Genomic DNA, 20,833 nt, shown 5'->3' on the forward strand with positions numbered 1-20,833 from the left:
CACTTCGGCCCGCTGATCGTGTCGTGCGAGCGCGGCGATTTACGACCGCTGCCCGATTGCATCGTCGTGTATGGCGATGAACGCCGCGAACGGATCGCGCTCGATGCGCCGAGTGTGCCGCGCGTCGAAGTGATCGATGAACTGATCGCGGCCGCGCGTGGCAACGTCGTGCCATTGCACGATGGCGAATGGGCGCGCGGTACGCTCGAGATATGCCTCGCGATGTTGCGATCCAGCGAGGAACAGCGCGACGTGCTCATCGGGATTGATGCATGACCACGCGGTCTAACAACCTTTGAAGGAAACGAGAATGAGCAAGCTGAATTTGTCAGTCGCGGTGGGCAATTACGATCGCATGCGGCCCTTGGTGGATGGCGAGGTTTTGATTGATGGCGTCGACCCGGTCTTCATGCTGCAGAATCCGGAGGAGATCTTCTTTCGCGCATTCCGTCACGCCGACTACGACATCTGCGAACTGTCACTGAGCAGCTACAGCGTGAAGACCGCTGCGGGCACGAGCCCGTACATCGGTGTGCCGGTCTTTCCGTCACGCGCGTTTCGTCACACCTCGATCTATGTACGCAACGATCGTGGCATCGAAACGCCTGGCGATCTCAAGGGCAAGCGAATCGGCGTGCCCGAGTATCAGTTGACGGCCAACGTGTGGGCGCGGCTTTTCCTTGAAGAAGACCACGGTCTGAAGGCATCGGACGTGACGTGGGTGCGGGGGGGCTACGAGGAAACCGGCCGTCAGGAGAAGATCAAGCTTAACTTGCCGTCCGACGTGCGCCTCGAAAACGCGCCCGATCATGAGACGATTTCGGGCCTGCTTGCATCTGGCGAAATCGATGCGGTGATCGGGCCGCGCGCGCCGTCATGCTTCACGAACGGTCATCCTAATGTGAAGTACCTGTTCAACGACCCGCAAAAGGCCGCTGCCGACTGGTACTCGCGCACACAGCTCTTCCCGATCATGCATCTGTTGGGCGTCAGACGTTCGCTGGCCGAGCAGCATCCGTGGCTGCCGGGCGCGGTCGCGAAGGCGTTCGAGAAGTCGAAGGCGGTAGCGCTCGCGAAGCTGAGCGATACGTCGGCGACGAAGGTCACGTTGCCATTCGTCGAGGAGCAACTGCGTGCCGCGCGCCAGTTGCTCGGCCATGACTTCTGGTCGTATGGCTTCGAGGCGAACCGCCATGTGCTATCGCGGTTTCTCTCACGACATCATGCGGAGGGGTTGTCGAGCCGTCTACTGGAGCCGGAAGATTTGTTTCATCCCGCGACACTGGAAAGCTTCAAAATCTAGAAATCGTTTCCGCGTGGTACCGGTGGAGATTCTGAGGTGCTCGCGTTGTCGGGGACTCTAGTCTAGTCAAGGGATTGGAGAATGCTGCACCGGTCGAGCAGGCGGCGGCAGCGGCGCAGTTGCTCAAGCAACAGGCGCGGCAGTTGAAGGAAACGGTCGCGGTGTTCCGTCTCTAGACAAGCGACGACACCACCATCCCAAGCGCGCACCTGTACATAAAAAAGTGCGCTCGGCCGCGTCAGCACAACGCGACAGACCGCCTTCGGCCGACCGTCACCGACGGTCTCGCGGAAACTTTCTTATCACGCTCAGCGCTGATTTACGCATCGCTTACCTACCCACGGCGCGGGCAAGCGCCTGCCGTTTTGCGAGGGCCTCGTATAGAGCGCGCACGCCGAATCGCCAAGGCGCGATCTCGGTTGACGACTGGACGGTGTTGACAAGTGCGCCGAGCTCCGGCGTTGCAATCGTCACTTTGTCCCCGAGGTGATGCGTGAAGCCGCTGCCCGGAGCATGCCGGTCTTCAATCGGAGAGAACATCGTGCCGAGGAACAGCATGAAGCCGTCGGGATACTGGTGATGCGGTCCGGCAGTCTGGGCCACGAGTTCCTCTGGGTCACGGCTGATCTCGCGCATGTGGCTCACGCCTTCGAGAATGAACCCGTCGTCCGCACCTTCTATCCTGAGCGACACGCTGGCCGCCCGCACCGAGTCTATCGTGAAGCGATCATCGAACAACCGGATAAAAGGACCGATCGCGCATGAGCCGTTGTTGTCTTTCGCTTTGCCGAGCAGCAACGCACTGCGGCCCTCGATGTCTCGCAGATTGACGTCGTTGCCAAGGGTTGCACCAACGATCGTTCCGCGGCTGTTTACCGCCAGAACGATTTCCGGCTCGGGATTGTTCCAGTGGGAGGCCGGGTGAAGCCCGACGTTCGCGCCGTAGCCGACTGCCGACATTGGTTGAGACTTAGTGAACACCTCTGCGTCAGGCCCAATGCCGACCTCCATATACTGCGACCATGCGCCGCGCCGTTCCAGTTCCCGCTTCAGACTGTCGGCAGCTGGCGTGCCGGGGCGAATCCTGGAGAGATCAGTGCCGATCAGTTGCGCGATCGTCGCGCGCACTGAGTCGGCTTGCGTCGCGTCGCCGGCAGCCTGTTCTTCAATGACCCGTTCGAGCAGGCTCACGGCAAAGGTCACGCCGCATGCCTTGATGGCCTGAAGATCGCATGGCGCGAGCAATGCTTGGCCGATGTTCTCGACGGGACCGAGCGCCTCGCCCTCGACGCGACGCGCAAACTCTACCAGGTCCACGCGCTCGAACAGATCGGAGGTCGTCGGCGCCGACGCCGTGATGTCGAAGACCTGACCGGCACGAACAACGACGACCGACGGCCCGTCTATCGGCGCGTTTCGCCAGATGCGTCCGACCAGCAGGGCACCGGGTAGGTCAGCAGGTACGAAATGCGGAAGATCGTTCGATATCATGGACGGACTGGCTAGCGAGAGTTGGGAACCGCGAGGGAGGTGCGCTTCAAGCGAGCGATACGCATTGCGTGTCGGGCCGAAGCCTTCCTGGCAGCATAACGCGACTCAGCGCTTCGGCGAAGAAGAAATCGCCGAACATCGTCGCGCCGTCGACGCCTTCATTGTGCGGCTTCGAATAGCAGGAATTCCTCAGGAGTCCGCGCTGCGCAGGTTCGTAGGCAAACTCGTCACGACATAGAGCTTCGAGCATCGCAAGTCCGTGTTCGCGCCAGCGAACCGCATCGGCAGGATCGGGATGCAGACGGCCCATCTCGATCAGCGCTGACGCCATCACCGCTGCTGCGGCAGTGTCCTTGATTTCCGCGTCCGCGCCAGTGGCGTCGAAATCCCAAGGTGGCACCGGACGACCATCGAGCCGGCGCAGATAGTACGCCGTTAGCCGCCCTGCAAGATCCAGCCAGACGCGCTTGCCGGTTTCACGCGCCGTGTTCACGTAGCCATAGACGGCCCACGCCTGGCCCCGGCTCCACGCCGATTCGTCGAATGCGCCCTGAAACGTGTAGCCGCGCCGGCGCACACCGATTGTCACGTCGTACTCGACCGCGTGGTAAGTCGAATCGTCGGGGCGGATAAACGCCTTCGCGGTCATGACGGAGTGCGCTTCGGCGGCGAGGCGATAACTGCCGTCCCCGGAATGGTTCGCCGCCCAGTATAGCAACGATAGATTAGCCATCGTATCGATAGCTGAGGCGCTGCGTCCGCGCGGATCGTCGAGCGGGCCCCAGGAAGCGAGATAGGCGCCGCTGCGCGTGGTGACAAGACGCGCGCGCAATTTGTCCGCGGCTTCCATTGCAATCTGGGCGTACCACGGGTCGCGGGTGATTTCATAACCGGGGACGGCGCTGCTGTCAAAGATGAAGCCAATGTCGTGCGTGTTAGGGTCCTGCGCGCGCTGCGCGACGAGGCGCATGCGCTCGCGGGCCCACGAGAGGTATTTGTCCTCGCCGGTGTGCAAATACGACGTCAGCAGAAGTCCGACCCAGAACCCGCAAAACCAGTTGCCGTGGCTCCACGCTGAACCGCTGTAGCCCGCGGACAGCGACGCCGGAAGCAGCACCCACTTTCCATCGGGCGCCGTGATCTGAGGGAATTCGACGCCGAGCGTCGGCTCGTCCTCTGCAACTTTGGCCGCCATGCGATCGAGGATACTGGTGAAGAGGGCGGACCGTTCAGAGGACAGCCCTTGATCTTGGTACGAAGCATTCACGCCTTTGTCTCCTGATTACTTTCACGTTTCCCGAGTGACGGGGACACGCAAATTCTAGGAGTGCGGCGGTTCTGGCAGTTAGGACGAAGTGCGGCTTATGTTGGACTTTTTTACTCGCACCGGACGTCTGTCGTGCCACGGCTTCAGATGCTCAGTTTTTCCAGGCTGCGGCGGAAGTCGATTGGCGAGCGGCCCGTATGCTTGCGAAAACATCGGCTGAAGTAGGCCGGGTCGTCGAAGGCAAGCTGTGTTGCGATCTCCGCCACATTGACCTCGGAATGCAGCAACAGACGCTTCGCTTCCAGCATCACGCGTTCACGAATCAGCTTGGCCGCGGTGCTGCCGAGCGCCTGGCGCGTTGCATCGTTCAGCGCGCGTTCCGTGACGTTCAGCAGGCATGCGTAGCGAGCGACGTCGTGGATCGTGGTGAAATGTTTTTCCAGCAGGCTTTTGAAGCGTCGCGACAACAGCACGCTACGGGACGAATTGACCTCGGTGACGGCGTCGCCGCCCAGACGCGCGGACTTGATTAACAGAACCCGCAGATATGACCAGATCACGTCCTCGTAGCCTGCCTCTTCACCCTGATATTCCGCATTGATTCCATCCAGCACACGATGAAGGTCCTGAGCCTGTGCGTCGCTCATATAAACCGTGTTCGGAATTCGCTCGAAATCGTAGACGGGAATCTCGGTCTGCGAATGGCGGTTCTGCACCTTGAACGCGAAAAATTCGGACGAGAAACTGATCGCGTGCCCGACGGTGTCTTCGGACAACGCGAAATCGTGGATCTGGCCGGGGGCCATGAAAAACAGCGTATTGGGCCGCACCTCGTAGCGAATCGAGTCGATGATGTGGTGACCGCTGCCCGACTCGACCCAGACGATGTGATAGAACTCGTGCCGATGAGGATACGGCAACGTCGATTTCATATCTTCGAGAGGCGCGAGATGAAAATCGATCGACTTGATTCGCGACCCATACTCGTAGTGGGCGATCTTGAAGACCGGCAACTCACAACCACAACCGCTAGGCATCTGATTTGTCTCCTGCATCCAGCGCACTTACCTGGCTCGCTTAGCCAGCTGACCTCCCAGCTAAGTCAAGCGTGCTGTATCTCCTTCGCCGGTTCGGCATCGAAAGTAGTGTAATTGTAATTAGCAAAGCGGCGTGACGGCTGTTGTCGAAAACCCGCACAGGTTCCGCCTCGCGTGCTGATTGTCAGCTCATTGGAAACGCAATTCCTTCAGCGCCGACAGTCCGGTCAGCACCGGCTCGCCGTCCTGATTGCGAACCATCGTGTCCATCACGAGGATGCGCTTGGCGGGTTTCTTCTCGACTACGGTCACATGGATTTTGATCGTGTCGTTGATGAAGACCGGTCCGAGAAAGCGCAACTCCTGCCCAACGTAGACGAAGCCGGGACCGGTCAACCCGGTATGCGTCGTCGACACCAATGCCGCGGTCAGCAGGCCGTGCGCCACGCGCTGGCCGAATGGCGTGCGTGCCGCAAAGTGCTGATCCATGTGCAACGGATTCAGGTCGCCCGACAGATGGCCGAAAGCGTTCACGTCACTTTCCGCAATGGTACGCACGAGGATCTGGCAGCGGCCAATCTGGATATCGTCAAAGCGCAGCATCTCGTGGCTCTGATTCAGATGAGTGTTCATGCCGTTCTCCGCTCGGTCAGCGCTGTGCCGGCTTCGACCAGCGTATTGATTTCGTGCGGCTCGTAGCCCAGTTCGGCGAGCACCTCGCGGGTGTGCTCGCCTTGGCGCGGCGGCTGACGGGTGAGCGGTGGTGCTGCGCCGTCGTATCGAACCGGATGCGCGAGCAAACGAACCGGCCCGGCCTGCGGATGGTCGACCTCCATGATGATGCGGTTGTGCGCCACTTGCGGGTCGGCCTCGACCTGATCGTAATCGTTCACGGGCGCGTACCAGATGTCGTGCTCGTCGAAGGTCGTCATCCAGTCGGCCGTCGTGCGCGTGGTCAGCGCGTCGTACACGATGCGGTTCAATTCGTCGCGGCGGCGCACATTGTCCTTTGGGTGCGAAAACCCGGCGAGCATGGGTTGAGACAAGGCCGCCGCCAGCTTCTCAATGGGCGTCAGCGAAACGGCGATCCAGCCGTCGAGAGTCCGGTAAATCCCGTAGGGTGCCGGATGGAACCGGCTGCCGGTCGGCGGGTTTGTGCGCGGCCAGAGTGGCCCCTTGTTCAGGTAGTAGGTGAACGGCTCGATCTGAAGATCGAGCGCCGCGTTGAGCAGATTGCTTTCGACCAGCGTGCCTTTGCCAGTACGTTCACGCGCCTGCAAGGCCGCGACGACGCCGAAGGCTGCCAACGCCGCCGCGTGCTGGTCGACGATCGCGGATCCGACTGGCGTGGGCGGGGAATCGGCTTCGCCGGAGAGCATCGTCATGCCGCTTATGGCCTGCAGCAGCAGGTCCTGCCCTGGCCGCTTGAGATATGGCCCCGATGACCCGTAGCCGGTGCACGAACAGTACACGAGCCGCGGAGTGATCTCGCGTACATCGTCGTAACCGAAGCCCATGCGCTGCAGGACGCCTGGGCGGTAGTTTTCGATCAGGACATCGGCTTCCTTGATCAGCCGCCAGACGATCTCTCGCGCGCACTCGTCGCGCAGATCCAGCGAGATGCTGCGCTGATTGCGATTGCCGAGCAGGAAGAACATGCTCACCCCTTCGACATACGCGTCGAAGCCGGTCCAACTGCGCTCGAACGCGCCGCCCGGCGGTTCGATCTTGATCACGTCCGCGCCGACGTCGGCCAACATCTGCACGGCGGCGGGGCCCTGCAAGAAGTGGGTAAAACTTAACACCTTGATGCCTTCCAGCATGACTTGTCTCCTGACCGCGTGTCCGTATCTGTTTGACTGAGGGCTCAGGCAAGCAGGTTTCGCGAAATGATCATTCTTTGAATCTCCGAGGTCCCCTCGACGATCTCCAGCACCTTGGCGTCGCCGAATGCGCGCGACACCGGGTACTCGCTCATCACGCCGTACCCGCCATGTATCTGCAACGCCTGATGAGCCGCCTCCATCGCGCGCTCGGTGGCGAAAAGCTTGGCCATCGACGCCTGCTGATTGAAGCGAACGCCCGCATCTTTCAGCGCGGCGGCATCGTAGAGCATCAGCCGCGCGGCGTGCGCGTGGGCCGCCATGTCAGCGATCTTGAACTGCAGCGCCTGGAACTCGGCGATCGGCTTGCCGAATGCGCGCCGCTCCTTCATGTACGCGATCGACCGATCTAGTGAACCCTGCAGGATGCCTAGCGCGAGCGCGCCGATCAGGATTCGGCCCGTGCTGATCTGGGCGAGCGTCTGTCGCAAGCCCGCACCGCGTTCGCCGAGCAGGTTGGCGGCCGGGATCGCGCAGCGCTCGAAGTACAACTCGTAGGTGCTCGATGCGCGCCAGCCGATCTTGCGCAGCTTGCGCCCGTAGCTGAAACCGGGGGTGCCGTTGGGCACGATGAAGTTGGAAATTTCCTTGCGGCCGTCAGGGCGCGTGCCCGTTACCGCGGCGATGACGACTGGTCCGGTCACTTCCGTGCCGGAGTTGCTAATGAAGGTCTTTGATCCATCGATGATCCATCGGTCGCCTTCCAGCGTCGCACGCGTCGCGATGTTGGCCGCGTCGGAGCCCGCGTTGGGCTCGGATAATCCGATCGCGCCGACCTTGCGGCCGTCGAGGATAGGGCGCAAATAGCGGTCCTTTTGCTCATCGGTGCCATAGTTGGAGAGCAGGCTCGCGACCGTCGAATTGGCCATGAGCGAGTTGGCGATCGCGCAATCTACCCGTGCGAGTTCTTCCAACACGATCACATAGGAAAGCCATTCGCCACCGCCGCCACCCCAACTCTCCGGATAGGGCAGGCCGGCGAAGCCGAACTCGCCGGCACGCTTCCAGATGTCGTAAGGAAAGGCTTCCGCTTCCCAAAGCTCTTCCGAGACAGAAGCAATTTCGTTTTCCGCGAAACGGCGCACGGCGTCGCGTATCGCGGTGTGTTGTTCGTTTAACCAATGCGGCATGTTCGACTCTGTGAAAAGCGAAAGAGGGGTTAAAGGCAGGGCGCTGTGTTACAGCACCTTCAGATAGGTATCGCCAGATGCGACCACCGTGCCGTCCTGGCGCGTGACCTCTGCTCTGAACACGCATAGGTTGCGCTCGTCGTCCTTCTCGCGCAGCGTGAGCCGGGCAGTGACCGTGTCGCCGATAAATACCGGCGCGTTGAACGTGATGTCGTAGCGGTAAGAAACCGCACCGGGGCTCGGCGCCTTTTGCGCCATATAGCCCATCACAGTCGATAAGAAGCCGACCGACAGACATCCTTGCGCGATGCGTTTTTCGAAGCGCGTGGTTTTGGCGAATTCCTCGTTCAAATGCACGGCATAGAAATCGCCGACGATTCCGGCGAAGCCGTAGATATCGAATTCAGTTACGGTCTTGGCGAAATCGGCAGTGTCACCGACCGCGTAACAATCCATGTGCGGGCGTTTGGCCATGGCGGTTCTGAAAGTGAGAGTCAGTTGAGGAGCCGGCCTGTTCCTTGTTGATGGGGGGCGGCGGGCGTGACTCAAATTTAATCAGTGCGGGTTGCTGACCGTTAGGACGGTTTGGGCGAATGCTTGGACTTTTTTGACTGCACGCACGCGGTGATTTCAGTCTTCGCCGATCCGCAAGGAGCCCGCAGATAGCCCCCGGTCAGCCACTCGTCAGTATCGCCGGGGTTTCCCCCCTTGTGCGCCGGATAAATCGCCAGACAGTCCGGGAAACGCTTGCTATCGAAGACGCCGTTAAAAAGTACAAGAAATCGGGCGGCCGGTCCTAACGCCCGTTGCGTGCACTCACGAATAATTGAAGCGCCTGCAGACGGATCGACCTGATGCGGCGCGAAAATTACATTCCAGTACGGAAGGAGACGAAATGAAATCATTCTTTAGCGCGCGCCGCGCAGGACGCGCCGTGATGGTAGGTACGCTGCTCGCAGCAGGCGTCGTTGTCGCAAGCTTTGCCCGTGCCGACGAGCCGATCGTCATGAAGCTGGGCCACACCCTCGCTCCGGACAACCACTATCAGCTGACCGCCCAGGTGTTCGCGAAGGAGGTCGTGCAGCGAACCCACGGCAAGGTCAGGATCGAGATCTTCCCGCAGTCACAGCTCGGCGGCGAAGTGCAGATGGCGCAAGCGCTGCGCACCGGCACCCAGGAGCTCATGATTTCCGCGCAGGCGCCGATCGGAAACACGATCAAGCAGTGGCAGATCTTCGATACGCCTTATCTCTTTAGCAGCATCGAAGACGCCAACCGGGTTCTGCAAGGACCGGTCGGCCGCAAGTTCCTCGACATGATGCCCACGGTCAACATGATCGGCCTGACGTGGCTGTCGGTGGGCGAACGCAATCTGTTCACTGCGAAAAAGCCCGTTGGCTCGCTCGGTGACATGAAGGATATGAAAGTGCGAGTGATGCAGAGTCGCGGCTATATCGCGGGCTATAAGGCACTGGGCGCAAACCCGACGCCGCTGCCTTATAACCAGTTATTTCTGGCGCTTTCGCAAGGCCTGGTCGACGGTGGCGATACCTCCCCGGAGCAGTTCATCCAGGACAAATTTTCCGATGTCGCCAAGCATTACTACCTGACCCACGTGAACTACTTGCCGGTGGTGCTGGCAATGAGCAAGAGCGCCTGGACGCGTCTTTCGCCTGACGAACAGAAGGCGTTTCAGGCAGCTGCCGCCGTCGCCGCGGACTATGACGTGAAGGAATACAAGCACGAGTACGACGACGCGCTCGCCACTATGAAGAAGAACGGCACCCAGGTGACCGGGATCAACACAGCGCCGTGGGCCGCCGCGACCGAAAGGGCGCGCCAGAGCCTGCTCAGCGACATTCCCGATGGCCAGGCGCTTTATCAGGAAATCAAGGCGGCCGACAAGTCCGCTGTCGCTTCAAAATGAAGGGAGAGTGCGATGGAAAAGCTTGCCCGTAATCTCCTGTTTATCGACGACCTGGTCCTGAAGATCACGTTGTTCCTCTGCGGTGGACTACTTCTCATGATGGTGCTCGTCGCTGGCCTCGGGGTGGTCTTTCGCTTCATCCTGCACAACTCGCTGTCGTGGTCCGACGAGCTCGCGGCTTATCTGTTCGTGTGGCTCACGTGCCTCGGTGCGGCGGCAGGAGCCAAGCTGCGGGTTCATCCGGAGGTGCGGGTACTGGCCGACCGTTGTCCGCCCGCCTTCGCGCAGACACTGGCGGACCTGACCGACTGTGTCGTCCTCGGGCTCGGAGTGGTGTTCGTTATGTACGGTGGCGATATGCTGGATCTGATGGGCACCGAAACCGCGACCTCTCTGCCGATCTCGATGGTGTACCCGTATCTCTCGATTCCCGTCTGCGGCGCACTGCTGGTCTTTCATTCCGCGGTGCGAATCGCGGTTTCCCATCTCGCGCCCGGCGCGCAAACGAGGCCGTCTCTGTTGCAGGGCGTCTCCGAACATATCTGAGGTGAATCAACATGTGGGCACTCGCTCTAGGCGCCGGGTTTCTTGGCTTGGGTGTACCGGTGGCCATTTGCATCGGCATTGCGGCGACGATTGCATTGACGCTGAATGGAACCCCGCTGCTGGTGATTCCGCAGCAGCTGTTTTCGAACCTGAATAACGTCGGCCTGCTGGCCATCCCGTTCTTCATGTTGACAGGCGCAATCATGGATGCGGGCGGCGTCTCGCGCCGGATCATCGACTTTTCGCAGGCGCTTGTCGGGTTTATGCGCGGCGGCATCGGGCAGGTGACGATCGTTGCGAGCATGTTCTTCGCCGACCTCTCCGGTTCGGCGACCGCGGATACCGCAGCAATCGGCTCGGTCATGATCCCCGGGATGGTCAAGCAGGGATATTCACGCGCGTTCGCAGTGGCGCTGCAGTCGGCAGCGGGCTCACTCGGACTGCTGTCGCCCGTGTCGATGAGCATGCTGGTGTACGCCTACACCGCCAACGTTTCGGTCGGAACGATGTTCGTCGCGGGGATAGTGCCGATGCTGCTGGTGGTCGTTTCCTTCATGCTCGTGAACTACGTGACTGCCGTGCGCCAGAACTATACGGCGGTCGAGGCGTTCTCCGCCAAGCGGCTGTGGACCACGTTCAGACAGGCGATCTGGGCATTGTTGACTCCCGTGATCATTCTGGGCGGCATCCTCGGCGGCGTCTTCACGCCGGTTGAAGCAGGCGTCGTCGCGGCGCTCTATGTGACGCTGGTGAGCGCCGTCATCTTCAAGTCGCTCAAGCTGTCGCACTTCAGGGAAATACTCACGCGCACGGCCATCAATACCACGCGGGTATCGTTTCTTCTCGGGCTCGCGTTCGTGCTCGGCCGCTATCTGATTGAGGCGCAGATTCCGTTGCACGTCGCCAACAGCTTCCTGGCCGTGACGACCAGCGCGTTCGTGTTGCTGATCCTGATCAATCTCTTCCTTCTGGTAGCCCATACGGTACTGGAAACGATCTCGAGTATCGCGGTGGTGATCCCTGTGTTTCTGCCGCTCGTCGTGCAGATGCATATCGACCCGGTAGTGTTCGGCGTCATCGTACTCGTCAACTCGGCCATCGGCATCAACCTGCCACCGATCGGTTTTTGCCTTTTTACGGCTGCGTCGATCGGCGGTGTGTCCGTCGAAAAAGCGACTCGGGCGATCCTGCCGTTCATCTTCGCGCTGGCGGTCGACCTGCTGCTGATCATTGTCTTCCCGCATATCCCGCGCTTTCTGCCGCACTTGCTGGCAATCAAATAACACGAGGACGATTGGTCGCCGGCTGCACGCCACTGGCCCAATCTCCACGACCCCATATGCGTCGACTGTTCGCACGCGCAAAGCGATCGAATTACCGAGAGGCTCATCATGAACACGGCTCACATCGAGCGAAGCGGCGCGGCGCCGGTCCCGCTGGCCGCATGCGAGGACCTGCAGTACCTGAAGCTGGAACAACCAGTTGAGTTCGTCTGGTTGATCACGTTGAATCATCGCGATAAGCGCAATGCGCTGTGTGTGCCGCTGCTGGCGGAACTGGCGCGCGTGCTCGCGGCAGCCGAAGTCAGCTACGACGTCAGGGCTGTCGTGCTCACCGGCGGCGAGCGTTTCTTCAGCGCGGGGGCGGATATTGCCGACATGGCGGCACGCGGGGTCGCAGCGTATGCGGACCCGGTGCGCCTCGCGAGCTGGAAGGCGATCGAAACGTTTCCGAAGCCGCTGATCGCGGCAGTCAACGGCTTCGCCATCGGTGGTGGCCACGAGCTGGTGATGCTGGCCGATATCGTCGTCGCGGCGGACGACGCGACCTTCTCGCAGCGAGAGATCGTCATCGGCGCCCTCCCGGGCGATGGCGCCACCCAGCGCCTGCCGCGGGTGCTCGGCAAGACACTGGCGATGAAACTCGTGCTTACCGGCGAGCCGCTGACGGCAGCCGAGGCCGAGCGCCACGGACTTGTGACCGAGGTCGTACCGCCGGCACGCAGCATCGCGCGCGCTATCGAGATCGCGTCGCTGATCGCCGCCCGCGCGCCGCTCGCGGTCCGACTGGCCAAGCGCGCCGTGCTCGATTCGTTCGAGACCAACCTTCAACGAGGCCTGGAGTGCGAGCATCAGGCGAATCTCGACGTGTTCAAGACCGAGGATCGCGCCGAAGGCCACCGCGCATTCGTCGAAAAGCGGCCGCCGCACTTTAAGGGGCGCTGACCACTGGTGCGTCGCGCATGCGCCTCTCGACGGCGATGGGCGACGCTTGCCTCTAGTTCTGACCGGCTTCGATGCAGGTATCCACGCCGCGGTCTTTCGAATGGTCAGGGCCAACGCGGAGTTCAGTAGGGCCTTGGTCCACCTCACCAGATAGCCGGACTCACGACGTAACGGAGATTGCATGAACGGGCTGAATGGTATCCGCATTCTCAGCTTCAATCATTTTCTGATGGGGCCTTTGGGCGTGCAGCACCTCGCCGATTGCGGGGCCGAAGTCATATCGGTCGAACCTGTCGACGGCGCATTTCAGCGCAAGTGGGGCGGCGCGAACCGCGCCATCGATGGGCAGACGATGCTGCTTCTGATGGGTAATCGCAATAAGCGCAGTCTGGCGCTGAATCTCAAGGACCCGCGGGCGATCGAAATCGTCAGGAGCTTGCTGCCTCAAGTCGACGTGGTCGCCGAGAACTACCGTCCCGGTGTGATGGAACAGCTGGGATTGGGTTACGAGGCACTCAAGACAGTCAAGCCGGACATCATCTATGCGTCCGGCTCGGGATTCGGTCCGGACGGACCCTATGCCAGCCGGCCGGGGCAGGACCTGATCATTCAGGCCATGTCGGGTATCGCGACAATCACGGGAACCCGGCAGGACGGCCCGCGCGCGGTGGGCGTGTCCGTCGTCGATCATCACGGCGCTGCACTGTATGCGAACGGCATTCTGACGGCACTGCTCAACCGAGAGCGTACGGGCGAGGGCTGCCGGGTCGACGTAAGCTTGCTGGCGGCTGCGCTCGATCTGCAACAGGAGTCTCTCACGTGTTTTCTGAACGGCGACGGCCATGACGACATGCGACAGGCGGGGCGTGTATCAGGTTGGTACTTCCCCGCACCGTACGGCATATACGCAACAGCAGACGGTTTCATCGCATTGTCGCTGAGTCCTCTCGACATCATCTATCAGATCCTCGAGATCCCGGAAAAGGAACGGATTCCCGCGAAACGTGCATTCGACGCGCAGCAGGAAATCTCCGACCGGCTTGCGCGCCGGCTTGCGGAGGACACGACGGCGCACTGGTTGCCACTCTTCGAGCGGCATCATGTCTGGCACACGCGCGTCAACGATTATGCGCAGGTGGTCGCCGATCCGCAGGTGCGCCACTTGAAGAGCTTCGAGACAGTCGAAGGTGCAACCGGCAGCCCAGTGACGCTCGTCAATCACCCGGTGCGCTACAACGGCAGCGCGCCGGCTATCCGCACGCCGCCGCCACGATTGGGCGCGCACACGATCGACATCCTGTCAGGGTTGGGGATGAATCGGCCGATGATCGACTCGTTGCTGGCGGACGGCGTAATCGGCGTTACCGACGATGCCGAGGCCGTTGCCGCGGACGCGGCAAAAGGCGGAGTTGCGTGAAGCGAGGATAAAGCCATCCAGGCGGCGAACGTGCCGCGCGTGTCGATGAAAACAGGAGAAGCAGGCATGACTGACAGGTACAGAGAAGTCAGTACGGATGTGCTGGTCGTTGGCAGCGGCGGCGCTGCGCTGCGGGCTGCGCTCGAGGCAGATTCCAGCGGCGCTGACGTGCTGGTTGTGATCAAAGGCCAATTTCGCAAAAGCGGCGCGACGTTTCATAGCGTAGCTGAAGTAGGCGCCTTCAATGTGCCGGACGGAGCAGGGGATCCCAGCGATAATCCTGATGTTTTTCTCGCCGATATCCTGCATGCCGCTCAAGGCATGGCCGACCCGCGCTTGAGCGCGATTCTCGCGAACGAAGCGTATGACTCCCTGCGCTACCTCGAACAGTACGGCGTAAAGTTTGAGCGCGAGGATGACCACTACCTGGTTTTTCGCGCATGCTTTTCCTCCAAGCCGCGCTCGCATGTGATTCATGAGCACTTCAAACCAATCGTGAAATCGCTGGGGACCGAAGCGTCCCGGCGAGGCATCAAGGTCATGGACCGGTTGATGCTCGTCGACTTGCTTTCGCAGGACGGCGAATGTCTGGGCGCTTACGCGATCGATTCGGATGGAAACCCGGTGCTGATCCGTGCCAAGTCGACGATTCTTACCACCGGCGGTGCAAGTCAGCTGTTCGCCCAAAACCTGTATCCATCGGACATTACCGGCGACGGCTATGCAATGGCTTATCGCGCGGGCGCGCGACTGGTCAACATGGAGTTCATGCAGGCCGGTGTGAGCGTGCTGACGCCTTTGGTCAACCTGTTCGGCAACTACCTGTGGGACGCTCACCCGAATCTCACCGACCGCGATGGCAGGGCGTTCGTCCCTGACTATCTGCCGACGGGGCTCGCTCAGGCTGATGTCATTCGGCAAAAAGAGCGGCACTTTCCATTCAGCTCAAGCGACATCTCACGCTACGTCGAAATTTCGATTCAGAAGGCGCTCAACGATGGCCGCGGCACGGCTGAAGGCGGCGTGTTTCTCGACTTCGCCGGATGCGATCTCGAATCGATACTGGCCGATAAGAGCCGAAGCATCGCAAGGATGTGGCCGCTAACCTGCCAATGGTATAAGGGGCACGGCGTCGACCTTTATCGGGACAGAGTGCAGATCACCTGCTCCGCGCATGCGATCAACGGCGGTTTGTATATAGACGAAAACGCACAGTCCAATCTGAAGGGTCTGTTCGCTGCGGGTGAAGTGGCAGCGGGTCCACATGGCGCCGACCGTCTCGGCGGCAATATGGCCCTGACGTGCCAGGTCTTCGGCCGCCGGGCGGGCCTCGCCGCGGCCGAACGCGCGAAAAAGATCACGCACCGCGCGACTACCGGGGCCTTGGACGACAACCGCACGGTCGCCACGCAATTCCGCCGAAAGGGCAGGCACGCGCTGGACGAACTGAAAGCACGGATTCAGCAGTGTGCAAACCGGTATTTGCTGATCGTGCGCGAGGAAGCCGGGCTTCAGACTTTCAGGCGGGTCTGCAGGGAGACGCGAGACCAGTTGTTTCAGGACACGGTGATCGGCACACCGGCGGAGCTCATGCGGGGCATCGAATTGGCGAACTTGATCCAGGTCGGTGAATTGATGGCTTCGGCATCGCTTGCCAGGCGTGAGAGTCGCGGCGGTCACTACCGCGAAGACTTTCCTGAGCGCAACCCGGACTTCGCCAGCAACATATTCCTCGAGCGGAACGTGCCTGAAGGTCTGTGGTTCGGGCGGCTGGCGGATCTGCCGTCGTAAGTCGGTAGCCGAGCTGGGCTGCCGAACGCGTCGAGCAGCGCAAATCGCTTCCGGTGGCTGAGTTGCGTATGCCGCTTGCGTGGGACTGCGAGCGGCCATCTGCAGACGTTGGCCCACGCCTTCATGCGGACGTTCGAACGTCGGCTCCGCCCAGATAACGGGGCCTGCGTGCGCGGATGTCGGTCGCGTGGCCTTGACGTTCGATCGGCATCCCCTGGAGCGCAGCGTCACTGCTTCCCATTGGTGAGAACTGAATGGTTTATAACGTGGGCATGCACATCCACGTCATTCCGGACCGCGACTCGCCGCCCACCGTACTGCTGCGCGAGTCCGCACGCGCCTTGCGTAGCGGCGGAGTCCCTCAAACGGCCGTCGGCGCGCAGATGCGCTGATCCAACCCAGATTTGACGGGTCAGTTTGCCTCATGGTATGAGAGCGGAACCAGCGGCGGCTATAATAAGCATTCGGCATCCGCCGCATCACCTAGACAGCAGGTTTCGCCATGTACCTTGCTCGTTTTTCGTATGACGTACTGCCATTGAATCGCCATCGTGCGATCGATTTCATTCGTCGGGAAGTCGAGGCAGCCAAGGCTAACGGTCTGAACGCACGGTTGCTCGTACCTTTGACGCGCCGCGGAGGTGGGGCAGCGCTACAGTTCGAGGTCGAGCTGACGCACCTTGATCAGCTCGATGATCTGCGTCATCAAGGCATCGGCTCGAGCGACGAGACTGCGAGCTGGATGCACGCGTTCAGCGAGATCCTTGTCGCCCCGCCCGATGTCGAGATCCTGCGACTGGATGGCATGGTCCCGTGACCGCAAAGCGATGCGATTGACCGCAGGTGGCTAACGTCAGATGCGCCTGAAGCTTCGCTGTCTTGGAAAATAGGTTGGTCTGCGACCCGTGTGCTAGGAACACGACGATGGTCTCGATGTCGGCTGCCAAGAAGGTCCTGCCGCCGAAGGTTAGGCTGGTGCCCGCCATGATACGTCTGCTCGAGCTGCGCGACGAAGTTGATGAAGATGTCCGGGCTGCCCCATTCACGTGAGTGAAGTGCGCCAGTACCAATTGGCAGGAGGTAATCGATGAAAGTTCGATACAGCGAAGGTCTAGCAAACCACGCTGACCCCGAGTGATGCATATCAGTATCTAGGCGCTATTGCTGGGCTTTCTGGGAGGACTGATCTTCGGTTCCGCATGTTTCTGCAATCAAGGAAAGTGCCCGTTCACTATTTGCAGTGACCTGCTCAAGAATTTGGCGGCAGCCAGAAGCGATGGACGAGAGACGCCCAAGAACATAGCATCGTTGAACTCTTGTCGAATCGGCGCAATAAGTTCCATGGCTTTCTCGCCTTTTGGGGTGAGCAACAACAGGACGCTACGCCCGTCTTCCTTGTTAGGTTGCTTCAGCACGAGGCCTTTCCGAATAAGTGCTCCTGCTTGTGTTGTAACGTGGGTGGATGCCATGAGTGCATAGCGTGCGGCGTCCCGAATCGTTACGCCGCCCTTGCCTTGGGAATGAGCGATCGCCAACAAAATGACGTACTGATTCTGACTAAGACCGATCTTGCTAGCGACCACCTCGAGATTCATGCTGAGCCGGTCGGCAAACAACCTTGTGAGGAACAGTACGTGGCGAAATTTCTCGTCATTGCCGTCGACGAGCATCGCTTCGTGAGAGACCGAAATCGCAGGTTTAAACGGGGGGCGCGCTTGAGAACACGATGCGGGTACGCGTATGGCAGGGAGTGTACGGCGCGCCATGTCTGGAGCATGCGGCTGCAGTCTCGAAACCTCATGTCAGCACGACGGTACTTTTTCCCGTTGAGCGTTGTCTCGGAGCCTTCGGCGGCCACGCGCACGACCGACGATACCGGCTCGCCGCCCGAAACGTCTGTGAGATCGAATCGAGCGCAGCACAATTCATACCGTACAGTTTCTCTGTTTGCGAAGCATCCGGAATTCAAGGACGCAGTCGAGCATGACTCCACGCGCGCGAAACGAGCTCATCAGGCGGTGCGCATTTTACATAAAGCGATTGATCAACCAAGTTTAGTTTTCCTAAGCAATATATTCGCTTGCCGACGTCCTTGTAATTTGTCTCAGTCCGTGACATCGGCGCAGAGTTGGAACGCGAGGCGAGGTGACGTCGTGCGTCCCTACGCACCGTGTTACTTACCCTCAGGTAGCATCGCACTGAAGGGGGCGGGCCGTGCGCTGCACCGCTTTTAAGGCCAAGAGGATTGGTTTCGCGGGAGTGCACCCTGCGGGTCATACACCTCAAGTCGATCTGCCGTCCCAAGCTCATCCACGTACAGCACCAAGTTCACTCCGTCCGGCGACAGATGTGACCTGAACAGAATCGCTTTTGCACCTGTCGCAATAACCTCGTCACCGATTATCCAGCTTGGCGGTTCGATGCGCTGATTAAACCAGCATCCACGCCAGTCACAATAGAAATCTTCCCAAAGGGGAGGCCACTTGCCGCTTTGATACCCTCCGGTGAAATCGACAATAGGGTCGACGGTCAACTGGTAACTGACGAGCGTGCCGGGCGGCATCAATGGGGAGATCTGTTGATATTCCCGTACGGCGGTGTTGACGTCTAGCGCAAGGTAGAGGGCGTTGAGTCCAACGCGGTTAGCTCGACCGCCATGTCTCCCAGCGCCAGCGCCACTCGTCGGCGCGACAGCCCACTTTGGAACGTGCATTCGGTACGCCGTGACCTCAGATAAAGCTTTGAGGATCATCCTGCGGCGCCTGCTTCGAGAGATGAAACATAGCGAAGCAGGTCATCAGTCCGGCCATCTGATACCAGTTGCTCAGCGGTTTTGTAGTCGAAGACAGGCAACGGTTCATTCCTGTACCAAAATAATGTCTGATTGACGTCACCCGAAACGTCCGTTGCCGCGCGGATAACGCGGAGGGCGTCCCGCAGAAATCGCTGAACGCTCTCCGAGGCGGGCTGACGACTCAGCGTATTTCGATGCACGTGCGCCTGCTGAGCGAGCGTTTGCAAGTCGATATGCAGGGCCTCGCCAAAACGACGGGCAGATACGATTGGCGCGGGACTGTCCGGGTCGCGAAGCGATGCAATGAATTGGTCGAAGCTGGAGCCTGCGCTCGAACGAACGAGAAGGGATTCCGAATTCATCGAGGCGCTCCGTGCACAATGTGTGCACAATAATAGCACAAGATCAGAATCACGGGATGGGATCGCAGGGCGGCGTATAAAACGACAACCGTCATCGCACTGGCGGCAACATCGGCCGCTTGCCCCTGCCGGGTGCGGCCTCATCGTCGAGTTCGATCGCTCGGGTGAAGAACGCGCATCCGAATTCTGGGCGTGCAATGGCTTGCACGCCGGGGCCCCGGGCGCATAGCGTTACGTGCCCGTTCTCAAAACCCCAATGCTCGCAGCGCATGCAGCACTTCGTACGGTCTTCGTTCTGAAACACCGACATATCTGGCCCCTGTGTATACGTACAGTATGCCGGGGTCGTGGCGCGCTGGCCGAGCCGGGCGACGTAAGACACCCTGGGCCTAAAGTTTCCGCGCCGGCTGCCGTTATGATGGGTGCGCCCTGACCAGGCGCGCATAAGCAAGATCTGCTATCTCTCCAGAGTGCAGTTTGCCCGCCCTGAGTAATCGTGGCGGGCGTTTTCTCCGACGGTCGCTTGTGGGAGGAGGGCGTAATGGGCCAATACATCGCGTACATCGTCGGCGAAACCGTCGGGTATCTCCTCCAGGCAGCGTGTGTGATCGTTGCCGTCCGCTGGGCCATCAAGAAATTCAAAACCAGGCGCAGGCCTGTTGGATGGAAATGATCACGACCTGGCCCGCGATCTGGCGCTGGGGCGGGGCAACCAGTAGCATGCCCGCCCTGAGCAATCGCGGCGGGCCTTTTCTTGGCCGGAAATGAAAAGCCCCGCTCGGGGCGGGGCTTAGCTTCGAGATCACATGGTCTATCAGCGGTCGAGCCACCCTTGGACGAACGGGGCCGCCCACTCATATATGCCGACGGTGCCGAACAAGGCGATCGATACCAGTATCAGCCCGGCGCTCACAGCGACGAGCGTGTTACAGCGCGAGCAGTTGCGTCGGCTTTTCTGGATGAAGTGCTGATAAGCCGCTAGAACGCCGTGCATGCCGGATTGCGGATCGTATGGGTGATTTGCCCTTGCTTCAGCAATCGTTTTAGGTCGGAGCATTGATCGCGCCCTTTTTGGGAATGCCAAGTCGGTTCGAAAGTGTAGCGCCGGTGTAGGCGAGCGTCCTACCTGTTGCAAAACCGCCACGCGGTAACGCTCTTACATTGCCTTGTTCATGTCGACTGTGTACCCCGCCGCTTTCAATTCCTTCGCGAACGCGACACGCCAATGGCCGGCGGGATCGAAGCTGACGTATGTCAAGCCGGCAAGATCCGATGGTAATTCGACACCGTGCTCGTAGACTGCGCAGACGTTGGCGCGTCCGAGCTTCCCGGCAAAATATCCGAGTTCGAAAACCACGTTTTGCCGCGCACGCGGTTGCAGATCAATCGCCGCGTTAGCTCTTCCCATGTCATCGGCAGTTAGCAACACCACGGCAGATCCCACGTCTGAGTGAAACTCAAACTTCTCCAGTACTGTGCGGCCTTGATTCGCTTGCTCATGCAGGATCACCGCCTCAAAGCCCAGTCGTTCTATGAACCGGGCAACGGCCTCGCGCGTCTGTCCGTCGTGGCCGTGGACGACAAAAACTTTTGTGTGGTCGGATTTTTTGGTGCCGTGGGCGTCGGCACTAGCCGTCGCACCAGCCGCAAGAGCAGGTAG

20 protein-coding genes and 2 pseudogenes are annotated in these 20,833 nt (G+C 60.3%); 11 read left to right on the forward strand and 11 right to left on the reverse strand.

The features are described 5' to 3' along the window. Positions 1–276 (forward strand): annotated as a pseudogene (locus AWB68_RS30225) (gfo/Idh/MocA family oxidoreductase); the annotation flags it as partial. A gap of 34 nt (positions 277–310) precedes the next feature. Then, positions 311–1,303, forward strand: a complete 993-nt coding sequence (locus AWB68_RS30230; protein WP_087647995.1) for an ABC transporter substrate-binding protein — start codon at positions 311–313, stop codon at positions 1,301–1,303. A 330-nt stretch (positions 1,304–1,633) separates the two neighbouring features. On the opposite strand, the gene AWB68_RS30235 is transcribed toward AWB68_RS30230, so the two are convergent. From AWB68_RS30235 to AWB68_RS30265, 7 genes are all read right to left on the reverse strand, one after another. Continuing rightward, positions 1,634–2,794: a fumarylacetoacetate hydrolase family protein gene (locus AWB68_RS30235; protein WP_087647996.1), complete on the reverse strand. Its 1,161-nt coding sequence runs from the start codon at positions 2,792–2,794 to the stop codon at positions 1,634–1,636. 46 nt (positions 2,795–2,840) lie between these two features. Next, on the reverse strand, positions 2,841–4,061 hold the full coding sequence (locus AWB68_RS30240) for a glycoside hydrolase family protein (protein ID WP_087647997.1): 1,221 nt from the start codon (positions 4,059–4,061) through the stop codon (positions 2,841–2,843). 143 nt (positions 4,062–4,204) lie between these two features. Next, positions 4,205–5,098, reverse strand: a complete 894-nt coding sequence (locus tag AWB68_RS30245) for a helix-turn-helix domain-containing protein (protein ID WP_087647998.1) — start codon at positions 5,096–5,098, stop codon at positions 4,205–4,207. A gap of 189 nt (positions 5,099–5,287) precedes the next feature. Beyond that, positions 5,288–5,731, reverse strand: coding sequence for a MaoC family dehydratase (locus tag AWB68_RS30250; protein WP_087647999.1), 444 nt, complete (start codon positions 5,729–5,731; stop codon positions 5,288–5,290). Further along, complete coding sequence (locus AWB68_RS30255) at positions 5,728–6,921, reverse strand: CaiB/BaiF CoA transferase family protein (protein WP_087648000.1); 1,194 nt, start codon at positions 6,919–6,921, stop codon at positions 5,728–5,730. Before AWB68_RS30255 ends, AWB68_RS30250 begins: the two co-directional genes overlap by 4 nt. Positions 6,922–6,965: 44 nt before the next feature. Continuing rightward, positions 6,966–8,111, reverse strand: coding sequence for an acyl-CoA dehydrogenase family protein (locus AWB68_RS30260; RefSeq protein ID WP_087648001.1), 1,146 nt, complete (start codon positions 8,109–8,111; stop codon positions 6,966–6,968). Between the two features lie 48 nt (positions 8,112–8,159). Then, positions 8,160–8,585 (reverse strand): MaoC family dehydratase, encoded by a 426-nt coding sequence (locus tag AWB68_RS30265; protein ID WP_087648002.1) that lies wholly within the window; start codon positions 8,583–8,585, stop codon positions 8,160–8,162. A 352-nt stretch (positions 8,586–8,937) separates the two neighbouring features. Here AWB68_RS30265 and AWB68_RS30270 point away from each other — a divergent pair, with 352 nt between their 5' ends. From AWB68_RS30270 to AWB68_RS30300, 8 genes are all read left to right on the forward strand, one after another. Further along, positions 8,938–10,038, forward strand: coding sequence for a TRAP transporter substrate-binding protein (locus AWB68_RS30270; protein WP_235028574.1), 1,101 nt, complete (start codon positions 8,938–8,940; stop codon positions 10,036–10,038). A gap of 12 nt (positions 10,039–10,050) precedes the next feature. After that, entirely contained in the window at positions 10,051–10,584 is a 534-nt protein-coding gene (locus AWB68_RS30275) for a TRAP transporter small permease (protein WP_087648004.1), read from the forward strand. Positions 10,585–10,595: 11 nt separating this feature from the next. Beyond that, positions 10,596–11,867, forward strand: a complete 1,272-nt coding sequence (locus tag AWB68_RS30280; RefSeq protein WP_087648005.1) for a TRAP transporter large permease — start codon at positions 10,596–10,598, stop codon at positions 11,865–11,867. Between the two features lie 108 nt (positions 11,868–11,975). Next, complete coding sequence (locus tag AWB68_RS30285) at positions 11,976–12,809, forward strand: enoyl-CoA hydratase-related protein (protein ID WP_087648006.1); 834 nt, start codon at positions 11,976–11,978, stop codon at positions 12,807–12,809. 181 nt (positions 12,810–12,990) lie between these two features. Then, the gene (locus AWB68_RS30290; protein WP_087648007.1) at positions 12,991–14,226 is read left to right on the forward strand and encodes a CaiB/BaiF CoA transferase family protein; all 1,236 of its coding nucleotides are present in this window, start codon (positions 12,991–12,993) and stop codon (positions 14,224–14,226) included. A gap of 66 nt (positions 14,227–14,292) precedes the next feature. Continuing rightward, the gene (locus AWB68_RS30295) at positions 14,293–16,017 is read left to right on the forward strand and encodes an FAD-binding protein (protein WP_087648008.1); all 1,725 of its coding nucleotides are present in this window, start codon (positions 14,293–14,295) and stop codon (positions 16,015–16,017) included. 254 nt (positions 16,018–16,271) lie between these two features. Continuing rightward, positions 16,272–16,409 carry a hypothetical protein gene (locus tag AWB68_RS48390; protein WP_160110093.1) on the forward strand — a complete coding sequence of 46 codons (138 nt, stop codon included), beginning with the start codon at positions 16,272–16,274 and terminating at the stop codon, positions 16,407–16,409. A 110-nt stretch (positions 16,410–16,519) separates the two neighbouring features. Next, positions 16,520–16,834 carry a hypothetical protein gene (locus AWB68_RS30300; RefSeq protein WP_087648009.1) on the forward strand — a complete coding sequence of 105 codons (315 nt, stop codon included), beginning with the start codon at positions 16,520–16,522 and terminating at the stop codon, positions 16,832–16,834. Between the two features lie 394 nt (positions 16,835–17,228). Here AWB68_RS30300 and AWB68_RS30305 read toward each other — a convergent pair whose 3' ends face one another. From AWB68_RS30305 to AWB68_RS30315, 3 genes are all read right to left on the reverse strand, one after another. Next, complete coding sequence (locus AWB68_RS30305) at positions 17,229–17,687, reverse strand: MarR family winged helix-turn-helix transcriptional regulator (RefSeq protein ID WP_160110094.1); 459 nt, start codon at positions 17,685–17,687, stop codon at positions 17,229–17,231. Between the two features lie 560 nt (positions 17,688–18,247). Next, positions 18,248–18,769 (reverse strand): RES family NAD+ phosphorylase, encoded by a 522-nt coding sequence (locus tag AWB68_RS30310; protein ID WP_087648011.1) that lies wholly within the window; start codon positions 18,767–18,769, stop codon positions 18,248–18,250. Then, a complete protein-coding gene (locus tag AWB68_RS30315; RefSeq protein WP_087648012.1) occupies positions 18,766–19,173 on the reverse strand; it encodes a DUF2384 domain-containing protein in 408 nt (135 codons plus the stop codon). The genes AWB68_RS30310 and AWB68_RS30315 overlap by 4 nt, the downstream gene beginning before the upstream one ends. Before the next feature lie 541 nt (positions 19,174–19,714). Here AWB68_RS30315 and AWB68_RS50880 point away from each other — a divergent pair. Further along, positions 19,715–19,846: a hypothetical protein gene (locus AWB68_RS50880; protein WP_268810949.1), complete on the forward strand. Its 132-nt coding sequence runs from the start codon at positions 19,715–19,717 to the stop codon at positions 19,844–19,846. A 483-nt stretch (positions 19,847–20,329) separates the two neighbouring features. Here AWB68_RS50880 and AWB68_RS30325 read toward each other — a convergent pair. Beyond that, positions 20,330–20,752, reverse strand: a pseudogene (locus AWB68_RS30325) (TIR domain-containing protein); the annotation flags it as partial. Positions 20,753–20,833: the final 81 nt, after the last annotated feature.

Origin of the sequence: Caballeronia choica (assembly GCF_001544535.1) — a bacterium.
GTDB classification, from domain to species: domain Bacteria; phylum Pseudomonadota; class Gammaproteobacteria; order Burkholderiales; family Burkholderiaceae; genus Caballeronia; species Caballeronia choica.

Coding starts and splice junctions, on each gene's coding strand:
- AWB68_RS50880 (WP_268810949.1), top strand. CDS start 19,715: ATGGGCCAATACATCGCGTACATCGTCGGCGAAACCGTCGGGTATCTC.
- AWB68_RS30315 (WP_087648012.1), bottom strand. CDS start 19,173: ATGAATTCGGAATCCCTTCTCGTTCGTTCGAGCGCAGGCTCCAGCTTC.
- AWB68_RS30245 (WP_087647998.1), bottom strand. CDS start 5,098: ATGCCTAGCGGTTGTGGTTGTGAGTTGCCGGTCTTCAAGATCGCCCAC.
- AWB68_RS48390 (WP_160110093.1), top strand. CDS start 16,272: ATGGTTTATAACGTGGGCATGCACATCCACGTCATTCCGGACCGCGAC.
- AWB68_RS30305 (WP_160110094.1), bottom strand. CDS start 17,687: ATGCTCGTCGACGGCAATGACGAGAAATTTCGCCACGTACTGTTCCTC.
- AWB68_RS30290 (WP_087648007.1), top strand. CDS start 12,991: ATGAACGGGCTGAATGGTATCCGCATTCTCAGCTTCAATCATTTTCTG.
- AWB68_RS30300 (WP_087648009.1), top strand. CDS start 16,520: ATGTACCTTGCTCGTTTTTCGTATGACGTACTGCCATTGAATCGCCAT.
- AWB68_RS30265 (WP_087648002.1), bottom strand. CDS start 8,585: ATGGCCAAACGCCCGCACATGGATTGTTACGCGGTCGGTGACACTGCC.
- AWB68_RS30235 (WP_087647996.1), bottom strand. CDS start 2,794: ATGATATCGAACGATCTTCCGCATTTCGTACCTGCTGACCTACCCGGT.
- AWB68_RS30280 (WP_087648005.1), top strand. CDS start 10,596: ATGTGGGCACTCGCTCTAGGCGCCGGGTTTCTTGGCTTGGGTGTACCG.
- AWB68_RS30250 (WP_087647999.1), bottom strand. CDS start 5,731: ATGAACACTCATCTGAATCAGAGCCACGAGATGCTGCGCTTTGACGAT.
- AWB68_RS30295 (WP_087648008.1), top strand. CDS start 14,293: ATGACTGACAGGTACAGAGAAGTCAGTACGGATGTGCTGGTCGTTGGC.
- AWB68_RS30275 (WP_087648004.1), top strand. CDS start 10,051: ATGGAAAAGCTTGCCCGTAATCTCCTGTTTATCGACGACCTGGTCCTG.
- AWB68_RS30255 (WP_087648000.1), bottom strand. CDS start 6,921: ATGCTGGAAGGCATCAAGGTGTTAAGTTTTACCCACTTCTTGCAGGGC.
- AWB68_RS30230 (WP_087647995.1), top strand. CDS start 311: ATGAGCAAGCTGAATTTGTCAGTCGCGGTGGGCAATTACGATCGCATG.
- AWB68_RS30285 (WP_087648006.1), top strand. CDS start 11,976: ATGAACACGGCTCACATCGAGCGAAGCGGCGCGGCGCCGGTCCCGCTG.
- AWB68_RS30260 (WP_087648001.1), bottom strand. CDS start 8,111: ATGCCGCATTGGTTAAACGAACAACACACCGCGATACGCGACGCCGTG.
- AWB68_RS30310 (WP_087648011.1), bottom strand. CDS start 18,769: ATGATCCTCAAAGCTTTATCTGAGGTCACGGCGTACCGAATGCACGTT.